Source organism: Zophobihabitans entericus (assembly GCF_011745665.1).
Taxonomy (GTDB): Bacteria; Pseudomonadota; Gammaproteobacteria; order Enterobacterales; family Orbaceae; genus Zophobihabitans; species Zophobihabitans entericus.
Map to the genome: position 1 here is coordinate 987,337 of NZ_CP050253.1, position 14,591 is coordinate 1,001,927.

A 14,591-nucleotide genomic window follows, 5' to 3' on the forward strand; every position below is an offset into this window, starting at 1 on the left:
ATGAGTGAAAATATCTATAAACAATTTGGTCATCGCGTTGCTGGTTCTGTGGTCAGAGATAATGTGATGCTGGCGAATCTACAAAAAGAAATGATTGGTCCCGCGCCACGCGGCCATGAAATTGAGCTATCTGAATTAATTAAACTGGATGCGGCAGATTTGTTTAAAAACTGGATAGTTAAAAATACTGGGGAAGAAATTATTAAAGAGTCACCGTTGAAGCGTTATGGCATGGGGGTTCTCTATCCTGCAGGCTGTGATGCTAAAACAATAGACGAGCAACCGGATACACCGGCGCCCACTGATGAAAAGAGCTTTGCCAGTGATCCTGAAAATATCTTCCAGGATGATAATAACAAGGAAAACATTAAAGAAAGTCCGTTTGGTACAGCAGATGATGGCTATGACTTAGACCTGGCACTGACCAACGTACGCTTACCACAAAGCTTTGCAATAAGCTTTTCCTGTAATGCGGAACAACTCCCAGCACTGAAAATAATGATCAGTGGGGGATTATACGCACCAGTTAAGGTAAAAAACTATCAATGGTGGTACCGAACAGCCCTGAATTTCACAACCGAAATTCAACGGCAACTCTGGGTAAATGAAAAATTCACCCTCGACATTAGCGCCCAGATCCCTTCCCTGCCCGCCGGTTTTAAACTTAGTTTAAAAGGCTATATGAGAAGAAATGAAGGACAAAAATCATTGATTACGCTGGCGCTGATTAATGAAAGCAAAAGTTCAGATCCGCAGACATTTGCCAAAGACTTGGTTTCCCTTTTCCAGACAGAGCTTAAGATTGAGGCGACCTTACCTGATGGTAGTGGCGGTATTCTGCCTTATCCTGAAGCCAGTACCATTGATAACGATCCGGAAGAACTCTGTAATCAGTTATTGTATCGTAGTGAACCTATATTTGCCGTCGGTCATGGCTGTTCTGCGAACTGGGCTGCAAATCCCTGGGATAAAAAGACAACCGTCCATACTATCTGGACAGATGCCATGCCAACATATGAAGTTCCCAGTATTACACCGGATATTGAAATCATACCGGGCAAGCCTTTTCCTATCTCAATGAATGACTGTGCTAATCTGACCAATGATTTATCCGGTCCTGGTTATCAACGACTAACTCAACTCGTTGAGGGTTACCAAAACTGGATTAATCAACAAACGGCGAAACTGGAGCAGTTACAAGTTTCGCAGCCTCTCAAAGAACAAGGCCGAAAAAATCTACAAGAATGTCATACAGCCTGCCAAAGAATGCGGGAAGGTCTGACGCTGTTAAGCCAGGATATCATGGTCAGAAAGGCTTTCACATTAATGAACCAGGCTATGCAATTGCAACAACAACATCACCCTAAACATGTCAGAGCCGCCAGTTTTGATGAAGGCTATATTCGCTATCAGCAGTCCGCTACATTTAGTCAGCAGACATCAGACTGGCGCGCTTTTCAGATTGGTTTTATTTTGATGAGCCTAGCCTCTGTTGTGAACGGTGACTCTCCTGAACATGAAACCGTCGAGTTAATCTGGTTCCCAACCGGCGGTGGCAAAACGGAAGCTTATTTAGGTTTAGCAGCTTTTGATATTCTCTACAAAAGATTACGTGATAAAGATCAGGCATCTGGCGTACAAATACTGATGCGATATACTCTGAGATTATTGACTGCCCAACAGTTACAAAGGGCTTCCACATTAATTTGTGCGCTTGAAGTGTTACGTCGGCGGTACAATATTCCGGGTAAACCATTTTCTATTGGGCTATGGGTAGGGGGGAGTACGACACCAAACAAGGGTAGTGAAGCCATTAAGGCTTTAAATAAATTAAAGAAAGAGGATGATGCCCCTAACCCATTCTTATTTGATCGCTGTCCCTGGTGTTCCGCTCAAATGGGGCCAATGAAGATACCAGGAAAGCCTGGAAAAGATAAATATCAGATATTAGGTATTCACGCCCAGAATCAAACGGTGGAACTGTATTGCCCTGATCAAGGCTGTGATTTTTTTGAACACCTCCCGGTCTATCTGATTGATGAAGATATTTATAAAAATCAGCCCACGATTGTGATTGGTACGGTGGATAAATTTGCCATGTTGGCCTGGAATCAAAACATTCGAGCCTTATTTGGGTTAAATGAGCAGGGTGAACGAGAAATCAATCCACCGAGCCTGATTATTCAGGACGAATTGCATCTGATTACTGGTCCTCTGGGCTCAATGGTGGGGCTATATGAACCCTTAATTGAAGAGCTGTGTACGGATAAAAGAGGTAGCAAACCTTGCCTACCTAAGATTATCTGTGCCACGGCCACTACTCGTCGCTATAAAGAACAAATTAGGCATTTATATGGTCGGGAACAAGCCAATCTCTTCCCTCCTCCGGCAATCGATGCGGATGACTCCTTTTTTGCGGTGTACAAAAGAGATAAGAATACGGGTGAGCTGGTTCCGGGGCGCAAATATATTGGGATCAATGCTCCTGGTCTGGGTTCACAAATGAGCGTTCAGGTCAGGGCTTTCTCGGCACTGCTTGATGCCTCAAATCATTTGCGATTAGCTGACCGAGATGCCTGGCGAACGCTACTGGTTTTTTATAACTCAATCCGTGAGTTGGGCGGTGGGAAAACATTATTCCAGAGTGATATTCCAGAAAGACTACGTGGGCTAGGACACAACAGGCCTGAAAATTGCCTGAAACGTTTTATTCATAATGATACTGAGCTCACCAGTCGCCTGAAATCGGATGAAGTCCCTCAGGCAATTGCTAAGCTACAAAAAGGATTGCCACTGCCTGAGCTTAAAGAAATACAGCAGATCCTGTCTGATATTATTCCATCATTACAGGATGTTGATTTAAAAACCAGAATGCTTGGCTGGCAGGCAATACTAGCAACCAGTAATGAGGTGAATGCATTGCCTCTTGAAAGTTACTATGATTTCTATTTATGCCGCAAACATCTGGTTGAACTTAACATTGAGCCTTCACAGGAATTAACATCTTTTATCCAGAAAATTTATGGTTTGGGCGTAGTTGATGTGTGTATCGCCTCAAACATTATCGAAGTCGGCATAGATATTGAGCGCTTGGGATTAATGGCAATTGTTGGTCAACCAAAAACAACAGCACAATATATTCAAATTTCTGGCCGGGTTGGCAGAAGCTGGCGGAAGCGGCCAGGCATGATCGTCACTATTTACTCCGCAAGCAAACCAAGGGATCGCTCCCATTATGAACATTTTCGTGGTTATCACCAGCGACTTTATGCTCAAGTTGAACCGTCAAGCGTAACACCTTGGTCGTTACCGGCGATAGAACGCGCCCTGGCTGCTGTTTGCGTGGCTTATATTCGGCAAACAACACCTAAGAATACACAACCCGGAGATACGCTTACTTTGAGCCGGTTTAATGAGTTTATTAGAATTTTATTTGATAAACGAGCCTTATCTATGGGAGCAGATATGCCAGTAGTTAAACATTTTTTGGACATAAAAGTGAAGCAATGGCAAGACCGGATGTGTTCACTTCGTGATTGGGGGAGAATTGGTCATCCTTATCAAGATGGAGATGTTTTTTATGTATTAGGCACTCAAGTTGATAAGGCTGTTAAATTGGCAGAAGTATGGGCTGCACCAACATCAATGCGTAGTGTTGACGGAGAAAGCTTATTTGGTATTTCTCGGGGTGATCTCTACACAAAGGAAGAACACTATCATGGCAAAAATTAGAAAAAGTCAATTAATCACAACATTTGGTCCAGGGGCAATTTATATTGAGGATTCTGGTGTATCTATATTGATCTCAGGTATAGATCTTTGGTTTAAAGAGCATTCAGATGAAAGTATAGAGAGATATAAAATATTTGATGACCGTTTAGCTAACCGTCTAGGTGTTAACCATTTTAGATTACCACCAGATGATTATTTGGGCGAGAATACAAAGGGTTATAGTTCATCCTTAGAACCTTTGCCTGCTTATCGTTTTCCTGCTTGGCATGTATGTAATAAATGTCAGCGACTAGAGAGATATCCTGAAATATCTAAAAATATCCCCAGATGTAACTCGCAGAACTGTAATGGGAAAATGTACCAAGTGCGTTTTATTGCTGCATGTAGTGCCGGCCATTTACAAGAGTTTCCCTGGCGTGAATGGGTGCATACAAAAGAGGGCTTGGCGTGCAACAAAACGCTTAAACTGGAAACCAGAGGCAGCTCCAGTTCGCTGAGCGATATTAAGGTATCCTGTGAATGCGGCGCTATGCGTAGCCTTGCTGGAATGTCAGCAAATATAGGCAGTAATTCATGTAAAGGCCACATGCCTTGGCTAGGGCTTGCTTATAAAGAAGTTGATGAATGTGATCAACCACTGATAGGTATGTTGAGGCAAGCAACTAACCTCTATTTTCCAAAACTGGTCAGCTCTATTAAGATACCTAGAGTTAGTAATCAAAGTTTAGATATTGCTATAAATGCTATCGAAGCGATTGAATCGACTCATAAAGTTATTATAAAAGGTTTTCTGGAGAATGACGTAAATTCTGCTTTGAGTATTATTAAATTAGCTAAAGGAACTCAATTAGTAAATATTGAGCAAGAGGTTATTTTAAAGGCTGCTAAATTAGTTTTTAGTAATAATTTAGCCACTTTTAATCTTGTAGAAGATGAGGAGACAGCTTATCGCCGTGAGGAAAGAGATATACTATTACAAAGTTGTAAAGACCCTTTAATAAAAACTTCATCATTAGATATGAGTCTTTTTCAACAAACTAAGTTTAATCAATTTTTCTCTTCTGTAACCCGGGTCGAAAAACTGACTGAGACACGAGTTTTAGAAGGGTTAGATCGCATAAAAGCAGGAACTCGTAAAGGAGACTATTACGGTACAATTAACCGCTTTAATGTCAATCCTGATGAACGCTGGCTACCGGCGATCAGAGTTTATGGTGAAGGGATTTATATCGAATTTGATCATCAAAAATTAGTAGACTGGGAAAATAATAATAAAGACTGGTTGAATACCAGACTGGCAACCCTGCAAAAAACAGGTGATTTTGTTGATATCTCACAAACCGCACGCTATATTTTAATACACTCATTCGCCCATATTCTGATCAATGAATTAATTTTTGAATGTGGTTATAGTAGTGCATCATTAAGAGAACGTTTATATGTTTCTGCTCATCCTGAACAACCCATGTCAGGCGTGTTAATTTATACGGCTGCTGGCGATACCGAAGGTTCTCTGGGCGGGCTAGTCTCCATGGCTGACAGCCACAAACTGATTCCGGTCGTATTAAAAGCGATAGCTAAAGCACGCTGGTGTTCCTCCGATCCTATTTGCTCTGAATCAGGAAGCCATGGCGGGCAAGGTCCAGACTCAATGAATCTGGCAGCCTGTCATAGTTGTAGTTTATTACCCGAAACCTCCTGTGAAAATATGAATAAACTCTTGGATCGCCGTTTACTGGTTTCAGAAAATGGGGATAACACCGGGTATTTTGATGAAATGTTATTGTAGTTTTTCAGAAACAGGATTGCTGACTTATATCAACACAATGAAATATAAAAAATAACAACGAGCCTGAATGACAAGAAATTTTTATGTTTATGCGTTAAAAGATCCTCTCCAAAAACCGGCTAAAATTTTCTATATTGGTAAGGGGACGGGGAGTAGATCCATTGAACATACTCAAAAACCAGACAATACGCGAAAAGGGAAACACATCAAAGAGATTCTGGCAGCAGGATGTCAGGTGATTGTGACAACTCTTGTTGATCACCTGACCGAAGAAGATGCCCTGCGTATTGAGCTGGAGCTGATTGCCTGTTTGGGTACCATTGATAATGGTGGTGTCTTATATAATTCAATCACCCCTCACGCGATTGCACCAAAGCTCAAATCAAATGTTGTGTTACCTGACGATGCCGTTATGAAAGCTCAGTTAGGTTTAAAACTATTAAAAGATGCCATTATTTCTTTTGCTGAAGAAAATCCTCAGGGCATTACTAACTCAGATTGTGTTCACTATCTTGGCCTACAATCCGATAACGAAGGACGTCAACAAGATTACTTAAGCTACAGTATATTAGGGTTGCTGATTAAAGAAGGAGCATTAATAAGTGAAAAAGTCAGCAACCGCCGACGATATAAAAAGAACAGCTAATATCAATTACTTTTTATTGAGTAGATTCAACACAACCTCACTAATCTGTTTCGCTAAAAAAGGCGGAACAGCATTACCCACCTGAACGTATTGCTGAGTTCGATTACCTTCAAAATAATAATTATCGGGAAAAGTTTGTAGGCGAGCAGCTTCACGTACTGTTAAGCTACGGCATTGTGTTGGGTCGTAGTGAATAAAATAATGTCCATCTTTAGAGATATGACTGGTAATCGTCGTGGCAAATTTATCTGCTGACTGAACACGAAAACGATCAGCATGTGCCCCAGTTTCCCAATTAGCATGTTCTGGCGCCAGCTCTTTTGGAAAATCTTGTGATTTTGGTGAAGTTCCTTCATTAAGTAAGGCATAAACTGCACAAAAGACATAACGCAGTAAATCCGACTCAATATGTCCTCTGGTTTCATGATTGAGAACACATTGCAGATCTTTGTCCATCAGCCAGCTTTTTAACGGTTCTGGTATCAGCATTTCTTGACTATTATCATATTCACTACTTTTGCGGGGTAGTCCTCTTTTAGGAGCTAGTTCTAATGCGTTAAATCCATCTCGCTTATCTTGCTCTTGTTTATCCATTAGCTTTTTTAACTGGACAATATAATCAGAAACTATTTTAGCCCAGAGCTCTTCAGTATCTTCTTGTTTGGATAAGCCACTTCTGAGTGGTGGTAAATCATCGATAACACTTTTTACTGAAATAGAATCCGTTTCAGAAAGTTGTAAGGTATCCGGGATACCTTCAATATCACTTCTTACTCCTAATAAAATCACTCTGTGCCTTGCCTGGGGTATACCATAACGTTCAGAACGAATTAAAAAATCAGATACATTTTTATAATCAGGATGAGCCGGGTCATCAGCGCTCGTCACCAGAGAATAAATTTTATACTCTGACATATCAGGTGTATCAGTTGCCACGCTTGGATTACGTAAGTCTTTCAGAATATCAGGGAATATCAGTTTATCATTCACTTTGGCAGACAAAATACCTCTGACATTTTCCATGACAAACACTTCAGGTTTAGCGATCGACAATACTTTTAAATATTCTTTATATAAAAAATGTCGGTGATCGTCTTCCGCTTTATATTCCTTATTACCGGCGTTACGTGAGCGGCCCGCCAGTGAGTAAGCCTGACAAGGCGGCCCCCCAATCACAACCTTAGTACCATCATGATTTTCAACGAGAGCTTGAATTTTTGCATGAATCAGTTCATTATCCTCTCCCAGTGTTTGAGGGGCTTCTAATGTTTCTTCAAGTGCTTGAGCTGCTTCATCGGGGTATTTTTCAAAAAGTTGTTCTCGGGTGATTTTACCCTGTACATAATGATAATAGTCTTTTTTAGCCTCAGGATTACTTGCCAGTTTTCTAAATAAAGCTCTGGTAGTTAATGTTCTATGAGCGGAAGGATCTTTTTCTATCGAAACACCAATCTGAAAAGCGGTCTCCCCTGTAGATGTTTTACACGAACTAAAGCCTTCGCCTAAACCACCAGGTCCAGCAAATAAATCAATCACCAGAATTTTACTATCTTTCATTCTATTAATATTATTTTAACCTCAATTTTCATGGCTAGTATGATACCAGGCTATGTTTTTTGAGCAATCAATTATTCTTATTTTCTGAATTTAATCCGCAAACAGACAGGTAATAGATAACATTTAATAACTCGGTTTATCAATGTTAGAATTGAAAAATTATTCACCAACAACTTAATAAACAATATGGCTGATGTTCACGATAAAGCAACGCGTAGTAAAAATATGCAGGCAATTAAAACAGAAGATACGTTTATAGAACAACGTATGACACAGCTTTTATCCAGTTTAGGCGTTGAGTTTCAGGTTCAGGTCAAAGAGCTGCCAGGTAAGCCTGATTTTGTTATCGACTATTATAAAGCGATTATTTTTACTCATGGTTGCTTCTGGCACAGGCATGATTGCCATCTATTTAAAATACCGCAAACCAGAACTGAATTTTGGTTAAATAAAATTGAAGACAACCGACAACGAGATAGAAAAGTTATTCATGAGCTAACTCAGTCGGACTGGAAAGTACTGATTATCTGGGAATGTGCGATCAGAGGAAAGCACAAGTTATCTGACCTAATGTTATCTGAGCGTATTGAAGAGTGGCTGTGTTCTTATGATTCCAGTGCTGAAATAGGTACATTGGGAATGAAGAAATATCTAGTAGGTTAAATTAACCCTTAGGATTACTTTTTAAACACCTGTTCATGATGCCACTCAACAAACTTATTCTGTAACCAGTCTTTCTTCTCTTTAGGTATAAAAATTGATTTACCTTCAAAGTTCCAAAACAGTTTATCTACAATTTCATTACCATTCACACCACTGGAAACAAGTAGCTTTAAGCCACTATTCAGACCAATCGCACCCATATCAAACGCGGAGTGATGAATAGAACAAAGTGCTAGCCCATTATCTACCTCACAAGGGCCACCAAATTGTTTCCATTTAACATGAGCAGCTTCAAGACCAACAGGTGTACAATCTTGTTTTAGGTTATAACCACAAACAGCACACTGGTAGTTATAAGCACGAAGTACCGTTTGACGAAATTTAGGATTACGCTCACGATTGATTTCTGCCAGATCAAAACCCAGTTGGTTGGCTAGTCTATCTTGCTCACCCTCAGGCAACAGCTCACTCAAAATACGTTGTGCAAGCTTATCGATCTGTTTTGGCTTGTTTATAACGAGTTTATAAGCCTGTTCATCAAAACCACCTTGCACACCACATTCTATTAGTCTGTTACTAGTAGGTTCTTTGCTTTCTTGTTTTGGGTCTGTACAATTCTCAGCATTATTTAATTGCCAGAATCCATCACCTTTCAGGCGCCAGAATGGCATATTGGGGTAGTGTGTTTTGCGATCCGGGCCAAAGCTATTTAATAGCTCTAATAAAGGCTGCTGGATTTCGGTTCCATAATCAAACAGGCGTTCGTGGCCTTGCTTGTATTGTGATAAGACATAAAGTAGTAATAAGGGTTTATGCGGCGCCCGTTGGTCACCTTTTTTCCAGATAGTGATATTAGCGATGGCTTGTTGTAATTGTTTGATATCCATATTATTTACAAACGTTTATATGAAACAATGTAACTAATATACAGCATTTTTGAGATAGAGCTTATAAAATTTTATTTACTGTAGATTGTTGATTTAAAAAAGATATCAGTTAAAACAAAAAAAGCCGATAGAAGATAAAATCAACTACCGGCTAAAGAGGAGTGAATGAGTCTCCTCGGATCTGAAGTTTTGTAACATGGGGTAGTGCTACAAAACTTAAAATAGGGTAGAAAGCGTTCCCTCGCAGCTTAACAATACGACACAAGTTTCCTTGCTAGTTTGTTAAGTATCGATAGTTAGCAATTTAACTATCTGTCCACTAAACTTTCTCTATTTGCATCAGTAGTAAAAAGCGTCCTTGCTTTAAAGTACTCCATGTGTATTTTCTTTCTACTAACGTTTCGATATCAAAATATCAAAGCAAACGAAGTTAGGTAATCACGAGAATAGAAGCATTAATTAGTAATTTACTAGCTAACAACTTTCCTTTCTTGATATGCATAATACACTAAGATATTTTTTATCGCAAATTAATTAAGGTAAAAATGTGATTAATAACACAATTATCTGCTAAAAATACGTAATAATAAGTCCAAAATAAGTCCAGTTATTTTTTATTTTGAAATAAGTAATGAGAGAACTGTATAAATATTAATAGTAAATTTTTGAAAACATAATAACTAACAATAAGTTAGATTTCTTACTGGATATTTAATCAATTAAAATGAACTAAAATATTATTTATTATTATAAATAATAAATTGAGCGAGGGATGAAAGTACATATTGAAAGAGTAAATTATTTATCTGAGTTACATATAAAGGTTAGAAAAATAATTTATTGTTAGTTGTAATTTATTATCCGAACGTTTCAAATGAAAGATGGGGGAGTTGGTTGGAGTGAGAGGAAAGTTTTTTTTGTAATTGACTATAGTTCAAGATGCTTAATGAGAGTTATCTCTATGATCTTTATAGAGAAAATGCAATAAATTCAATTTTATAACCTTTTGATTTTATTGCATTTTTTATTTTAACTAAACAGTACCGCTATCTCTTGAACTGATTGTTTAACATAGAAGCGTTGATTATTATCATCAATGATGATTGATTTAAAACCGTTCTCATCATCTTCACAAGCTTGAACCTGATAGATGTAATCTACATTGATCATATGATTATCATCGAGCTTTAGAAATCTCATTATCGTTTCCTCTTTTTATTCATTGCACAACCAGATGTCACACGCTGGTCTACAATATGTTGAAAAATATTATTATGATTAATCCAATGGTATAAACAAATTGTGACATATTTATTTTAAACTTATTGTTTATTTAAATCAAACTTTTTGTTTAAAAATAAAAAGGAAGGAAAAAGCTAAATATAATTATTTAGCTTTTATAGATTAAACGATAGAGGAGATCCACCAGACGCGACCAATGACAGTGAAGTCACCAGATTCAATTTGTTCTTTATAGACAATCTCATCTTTATAATCAGGATTATATGAACGAACTGTGATACTGCCATCAGAATTTTGAATCAGAATTTTTATTTTTTGAACATCACCAATACGAATCGCATACATTTTACCATCACGAACAATCTTATCAGCAGTATTAATTGATACTGTATCATTATCTGATAGTTTAGGTTCCATACTATCACCGGTGACCCGTACAACTTTCAGGTTTTCAACATTAATACCTTCACGTTTTAGTGTATAGGCTCTAAAAGGTAGTGTGTACATCTCTTCACCTTCAGTGTTACAGTAGCCATCTCCTGCTGATAGATGTACATCAAGTACCGGAACTTCTACAAATTCTGTATTTGTTGGTGCCATGTCTTCCCATTCAACTGGTTTTAAACGTGACTGTTTAAAATTAGGTTCTGAATTATCTGCTTCACCCATCCCAAAAAGTAACCAGTTCAGTGAATATCCGGTTTTTTCACAGATAAGTCTGGCTACATTTTTACTCATAGAATTACGCTTAAGCCAGTTAGTGACTGATTGTGGAGAGGCATCTGCAAGCTTTGCCAGCTCTGTTTGATTCAGGTTTTGCTCAAGCATAATATGCTTAAGTCGATCCGATAATGTGCTCATGTTCTTGTCCTCCGGTACTTTTTCAATCTAAGTAGATTATTAAACAAACAGTTGAAAATGTAAATAAACATTTTGTTAATTTTATGTTGACATGGTTGCGCATTTGCGTTAACATTTTGTGTATAAATTCGGAATTCTATAAGGATGAAAAATAATGAGAGACATTAAAACAGTATTAAAAGCTTGGGCAAATGTGCGTGTCAGTAAACGTGTTGGAACGGAATTTCCTTCTCATGCCGCAGGTTTCCAGTCATGTTATAGCGGGCCTGATTTTCGGGTGTTTTTGACAGAGGATGAAGCCGAGTTAGTTGACCGCTCTGTATTGAGATTACGACGTTCAGACCCATATTCTCATGCTGTTTTAACTTCTTATTATCTCAAAAATATTTCTTGTAACAGACAAGCAAAAGTGTTGGGTAAACGCCCACATGCAATTTCAGAAACACTCACAAATGCTGAGAAGTATATTCTGGCTAAGCTGGATGATGTGATGGAAATTGCTGCATAAAAATATTTTAAACAAAATGTTGATTTTGCGAATTGGTTCATATATAATAACTACAAATTGGACGTTTATGTCCATTACTTAAACCCGGCTCTGTCGGGTTTTTTATTGCCTGCAATAAAACATCATCTTTAAACATGAAATTGAAACCCTGACTCAAAATCAGGTTTTTTGTTTATATGTTATTAACCAAATTAAGGAGTACGCAGACACATACTCTCAACAAATCCTATACAGAAGAGCTGCGTTAACTCCTTTCCTTTTATTAATTTAAAAGCCCAAGAGGGCATGAGAATGAACAAAATGCCTTATAAAAATAATGATTTTTTTGCCTCTGTCATTGACTGGCTATATCAGAATTATCCACTGATTTATGGTGCTATTTTAGCTGTCTTAATTGCTTATGTACGACTGGTTTACGATGGTGTTGATGGGCGTAAAAAGTGGATTGAAGCCATTTTGTGCGGAGCATTAGCACTGGCTGCCAGTAGTGCTCTTGATTATTTTGGCTTACCACAAAGTTTGAGTCCTTTCATCGGGGGGATGATTGGATTTTTAGGTGTTGAAAAATTAAGAGCATTTTCAATGGCATTTTTTGAACGCAGATCAAAAGGAAACAAAGAATGAGTTTATCAGTTAAACAGAGCAAATTTACCTTAATGGTCGCTCAGTTGATCTTGTGGGCCAACGAACAAGGTTACCAGTTAACTTTTGGTGAAGCATACCGAACTCCGGAACAAGCCAAGATCTATGCTGAAAAAGGATTGGGAATAAAAAATAGTTTGCATTGTTATCGTTTAGCGGTTGATTTCAATTTATTTGTTAATGGCGTTTATCAAACCAAAACAGAGGCTTACCGGCCTTTGGGAAAATACTGGAAATCACTGGGTGGCGCCTGGGGTGGGGACTTTGAATCTTTCCCTGATGGCAATCATTTTAGCCTTGAACATAATGGAACCAGATAATGACTCAATTTAAATATATTGCGGTAATAATTTTGGTTGTTTTATGTATTTGGCTATATAGCAGTAATCAAAGTCTGAAAGAACAGAGAGAGCAGCTTTCTCTTCAGTTAAAGAGCACACAGGAAACATTAATTTTTATGCAAACCGAGAATATAAGAATTAATGAAATTAATCAGATAAATAGTCGTCATATTCAGCAGTTAGTTTATGAATCAAATACGATTAGAGAATCGATTAAAGAGGCATTAAAAAATGAAACGTGTACTACTGTCACTATTCCTGTTGATGTGGTTGACCAGCTGCGCTCGCACGCAGAGCGTATTCGTACAGCAGACAGTGCCAGCCAATCTGACTAAATTATGTATACCACCAAATCCTCCGACCAATATGACCTGGGGAGATTCTGTTGAATATAACGAAACTTTATTACATCTGCTTGAAGTTTGTAATGCTGATAAGCGAGCAATCAGAAAAATTTTATCAACACCGAATTAATTGATCTCAAGTGAGCTCAATTTTTACCGTTCTTGCATAAGAACAAAACAACAACCAGCCACAATAATGTGGCTTTTTTTATATTTGGAGAAAACTTAATGGCTAGTAAATATGAACTAACACAAGGTACTAAAATTCTTGTTTCAAAAGCAGCGGCAACTGAAGCAAACCCAACATCGGCAACATGGCTTGACCTTGGTGGGTCAACCACTGAGTTTAGTTATTCAGGTGGTCAAAAAGCTGATATCGATGTGACTACATTGGGCTCAACTGAACAAGAGATGACCAATGGTCTGCCAGCTCCGGGTGAAATCACATTCTCTGGTAACTGGGTGATTGAAGATGAAGCACAAAAATCACTACGTTCAGCCTATGACGATGATGCTATTCATGCATTTAAAATCACTTTCCCGTCAGGTAAAGGTTATGCCTTTTTAGCTGAAGTGCGTCAAAACAGTTTCTCTGTGGCGACAAGTGGTGTTGTGACTGCATCTTATACACTGCGCATGAAAGGCAAATTAGTCGAAATCTAATCAAGAAAATAAGGAAGCTAAAGCATGAATTTAAAAAAACTTATTACAGCAAAAAATGCCGGCTTTCGTACCAAAACTGTCACCGTCCCTGAATGGGGCGGTATTTCAGTGGTACTGAGAGAGCCATCTGTTGGTGCATGGTCAGCGTGGGCAGAGACATTACGTAGTTTAGATGTATTTGAGGCCGAAGATAAATCTCTGCAACGTGTTGCAGCAGAGGCAAAGTTGTTTGCTTCAACGCTGTGTGATGATAAAGGTAATTTAATTTTTGAAGATGAAGTTGATGATCTTATTACTAATTATGGTCCTGTTCATTCCCGTCTACTTAATCAGGCTTTAGAGCTATCAGGCATTGGTCAGACTCCAATTGAAGACGCTAAAAAAAAGTAGCTGATGAGGCAGGGCTATTTTTTAAATTGAAACTGGCTCTGCGCCTAGGAATGACTCTTGAGCAGCTAGAAAACACGATGTCAGCCCGGGAATTCTATCTCTGGGTTGGGTTTGATAGTTTAAGCCCAATTGGTGATGAGCGGGGGGATATTCATTCTGCTCAAATTGCATCCTCAGTTTATCAATCTCAAGGGGGGAAGGTTTCTATGAAAGAGCTAATTTTAGATTGGAGCTCAGACAAGCAGCTCCAAAATAATGGCGCTAGTTTAGAAGGGCTATTTGAAAAATTGGCGAATAAATAACAAGTTTGTCTTTATTGGAAGGTA

Annotated in this window: 16 protein-coding genes; 12 read left to right on the forward strand and 4 right to left on the reverse strand. The window is 38.4% G+C overall.

All coding sequences use genetic code 11. The features are described from left to right. The 3 genes from IPMB12_RS04530 to IPMB12_RS04540 all read left to right on the forward strand — a co-directional run bounded on the left by IPMB12_RS04530 (position 1) and on the right by IPMB12_RS04540 (position 6,167). Positions 1–3,732 (forward strand): helicase-related protein, encoded by a 3,732-nt coding sequence (locus IPMB12_RS04530; RefSeq protein WP_208293552.1) that lies wholly within the window; start codon positions 1–3, stop codon positions 3,730–3,732. Further along, entirely contained in the window at positions 3,719–5,521 is a 1,803-nt protein-coding gene (drmB, locus tag IPMB12_RS04535; protein ID WP_166915365.1) for a DUF1998 domain-containing protein, read from the forward strand. The genes IPMB12_RS04530 and drmB overlap by 14 nt, the downstream gene beginning before the upstream one ends. A gap of 67 nt (positions 5,522–5,588) precedes the next feature. Continuing rightward, positions 5,589–6,167, forward strand: a complete 579-nt coding sequence (locus tag IPMB12_RS04540) for a GIY-YIG nuclease family protein (protein ID WP_166915367.1) — start codon at positions 5,589–5,591, stop codon at positions 6,165–6,167. A gap of 6 nt (positions 6,168–6,173) precedes the next feature. On the opposite strand, the gene IPMB12_RS04545 is transcribed toward IPMB12_RS04540, so the two are convergent. Next, positions 6,174–7,724 carry a DNA cytosine methyltransferase gene (locus tag IPMB12_RS04545; RefSeq protein ID WP_166915369.1) on the reverse strand — a complete coding sequence of 517 codons (1,551 nt, stop codon included), beginning with the start codon at positions 7,722–7,724 and terminating at the stop codon, positions 6,174–6,176. A gap of 186 nt (positions 7,725–7,910) precedes the next feature. Between IPMB12_RS04545 and IPMB12_RS04550 the strand changes: the two genes are divergently transcribed. Next, the gene (locus tag IPMB12_RS04550; protein WP_166915371.1) at positions 7,911–8,387 is read left to right on the forward strand and encodes a very short patch repair endonuclease; all 477 of its coding nucleotides are present in this window, start codon (positions 7,911–7,913) and stop codon (positions 8,385–8,387) included. A gap of 14 nt (positions 8,388–8,401) precedes the next feature. On the opposite strand, the gene IPMB12_RS04555 is transcribed toward IPMB12_RS04550, so the two are convergent. The 3 genes from IPMB12_RS04555 to IPMB12_RS04565 all read right to left on the reverse strand — a co-directional run bounded on the left by IPMB12_RS04555 (position 8,402) and on the right by IPMB12_RS04565 (position 11,377). Further along, entirely contained in the window at positions 8,402–9,274 is an 873-nt protein-coding gene (locus IPMB12_RS04555) for a phosphorothioated DNA-binding restriction endonuclease (RefSeq protein WP_166915373.1), read from the reverse strand. Positions 9,275–10,303: 1,029 nt separating this feature from the next. Next, positions 10,304–10,474, reverse strand: coding sequence for a hypothetical protein (locus IPMB12_RS04560; protein WP_166915375.1), 171 nt, complete (start codon positions 10,472–10,474; stop codon positions 10,304–10,306). A 204-nt stretch (positions 10,475–10,678) separates the two neighbouring features. Continuing rightward, a complete protein-coding gene (locus tag IPMB12_RS04565; RefSeq protein ID WP_166915377.1) occupies positions 10,679–11,377 on the reverse strand; it encodes a LexA family transcriptional regulator in 699 nt (232 codons plus the stop codon). A 154-nt stretch (positions 11,378–11,531) separates the two neighbouring features. Between IPMB12_RS04565 and IPMB12_RS04570 the strand changes: the two genes are divergently transcribed. The 8 genes from IPMB12_RS04570 to IPMB12_RS04600 all read left to right on the forward strand — a co-directional run bounded on the left by IPMB12_RS04570 (position 11,532) and on the right by IPMB12_RS04600 (position 14,567). Then, positions 11,532–11,885, forward strand: a complete 354-nt coding sequence (locus tag IPMB12_RS04570) for an antiterminator Q family protein (protein ID WP_166915379.1) — start codon at positions 11,532–11,534, stop codon at positions 11,883–11,885. Between the two features lie 291 nt (positions 11,886–12,176). Next, on the forward strand, positions 12,177–12,509 hold the full coding sequence (locus IPMB12_RS04575) for a phage holin, lambda family (RefSeq protein WP_208293553.1): 333 nt from the start codon (positions 12,177–12,179) through the stop codon (positions 12,507–12,509). Then, positions 12,506–12,847: a M15 family metallopeptidase gene (locus IPMB12_RS04580; protein WP_166915381.1), complete on the forward strand. Its 342-nt coding sequence runs from the start codon at positions 12,506–12,508 to the stop codon at positions 12,845–12,847. The genes IPMB12_RS04575 and IPMB12_RS04580 overlap by 4 nt, the downstream gene beginning before the upstream one ends. After that, entirely contained in the window at positions 12,847–13,203 is a 357-nt protein-coding gene (locus IPMB12_RS04585; RefSeq protein ID WP_166915383.1) for a hypothetical protein, read from the forward strand. Before IPMB12_RS04580 ends, IPMB12_RS04585 begins: the two co-directional genes overlap by 1 nt. Continuing rightward, positions 13,133–13,342 (forward strand): Rz1-like lysis system protein LysC, encoded by a 210-nt coding sequence (lysC, locus tag IPMB12_RS12310; RefSeq protein WP_456119750.1) that lies wholly within the window; start codon positions 13,133–13,135, stop codon positions 13,340–13,342. The genes IPMB12_RS04585 and lysC overlap by 71 nt, the downstream gene beginning before the upstream one ends. A 98-nt stretch (positions 13,343–13,440) precedes the next feature. Then, positions 13,441–13,875, forward strand: a complete 435-nt coding sequence (locus IPMB12_RS04590) for a phage tail tube protein (RefSeq protein WP_166915385.1) — start codon at positions 13,441–13,443, stop codon at positions 13,873–13,875. A gap of 24 nt (positions 13,876–13,899) precedes the next feature. Then, positions 13,900–14,265 (forward strand): phage tail assembly chaperone, encoded by a 366-nt coding sequence (locus tag IPMB12_RS04595; protein WP_166915387.1) that lies wholly within the window; start codon positions 13,900–13,902, stop codon positions 14,263–14,265. Positions 14,266–14,291: 26 nt separating this feature from the next. Then, positions 14,292–14,567, forward strand: a complete 276-nt coding sequence (locus IPMB12_RS04600; RefSeq protein WP_166915389.1) for a phage tail assembly protein T — start codon at positions 14,292–14,294, stop codon at positions 14,565–14,567. Positions 14,568–14,591 lie beyond the last annotated feature (24 nt).

What these genes read in the sequence shown, in the direction of transcription:
- IPMB12_RS04530 (WP_208293552.1), top strand. Translation starts at nt 1, where the DNA reads ATGAGTGAAAATATCTATAAACAATTTGGTCATCGCGTTGCTGGTTCT.
- drmB (WP_166915365.1), top strand. Translation starts at nt 3,719, where the DNA reads ATGGCAAAAATTAGAAAAAGTCAATTAATCACAACATTTGGTCCAGGG.
- IPMB12_RS04540 (WP_166915367.1), top strand. Translation starts at nt 5,589, where the DNA reads ATGACAAGAAATTTTTATGTTTATGCGTTAAAAGATCCTCTCCAAAAA.
- IPMB12_RS04545 (WP_166915369.1), bottom strand. Translation starts at nt 7,724, where the DNA reads ATGAAAGATAGTAAAATTCTGGTGATTGATTTATTTGCTGGACCTGGT.
- IPMB12_RS04550 (WP_166915371.1), top strand. Translation starts at nt 7,911, where the DNA reads ATGGCTGATGTTCACGATAAAGCAACGCGTAGTAAAAATATGCAGGCA.
- IPMB12_RS04555 (WP_166915373.1), bottom strand. Translation starts at nt 9,274, where the DNA reads ATGGATATCAAACAATTACAACAAGCCATCGCTAATATCACTATCTGG.
- IPMB12_RS04560 (WP_166915375.1), bottom strand. Translation starts at nt 10,474, where the DNA reads ATGAGATTTCTAAAGCTCGATGATAATCATATGATCAATGTAGATTAC.
- IPMB12_RS04565 (WP_166915377.1), bottom strand. Translation starts at nt 11,377, where the DNA reads ATGAGCACATTATCGGATCGACTTAAGCATATTATGCTTGAGCAAAAC.
- IPMB12_RS04570 (WP_166915379.1), top strand. Translation starts at nt 11,532, where the DNA reads ATGAGAGACATTAAAACAGTATTAAAAGCTTGGGCAAATGTGCGTGTC.
- IPMB12_RS04575 (WP_208293553.1), top strand. Translation starts at nt 12,177, where the DNA reads ATGAACAAAATGCCTTATAAAAATAATGATTTTTTTGCCTCTGTCATT.
- IPMB12_RS04580 (WP_166915381.1), top strand. Translation starts at nt 12,506, where the DNA reads ATGAGTTTATCAGTTAAACAGAGCAAATTTACCTTAATGGTCGCTCAG.
- IPMB12_RS04585 (WP_166915383.1), top strand. Translation starts at nt 12,847, where the DNA reads ATGACTCAATTTAAATATATTGCGGTAATAATTTTGGTTGTTTTATGT.
- lysC (WP_456119750.1), top strand. Translation starts at nt 13,133, where the DNA reads ATGTGGTTGACCAGCTGCGCTCGCACGCAGAGCGTATTCGTACAGCAG.
- IPMB12_RS04590 (WP_166915385.1), top strand. Translation starts at nt 13,441, where the DNA reads ATGGCTAGTAAATATGAACTAACACAAGGTACTAAAATTCTTGTTTCA.
- IPMB12_RS04595 (WP_166915387.1), top strand. Translation starts at nt 13,900, where the DNA reads ATGAATTTAAAAAAACTTATTACAGCAAAAAATGCCGGCTTTCGTACC.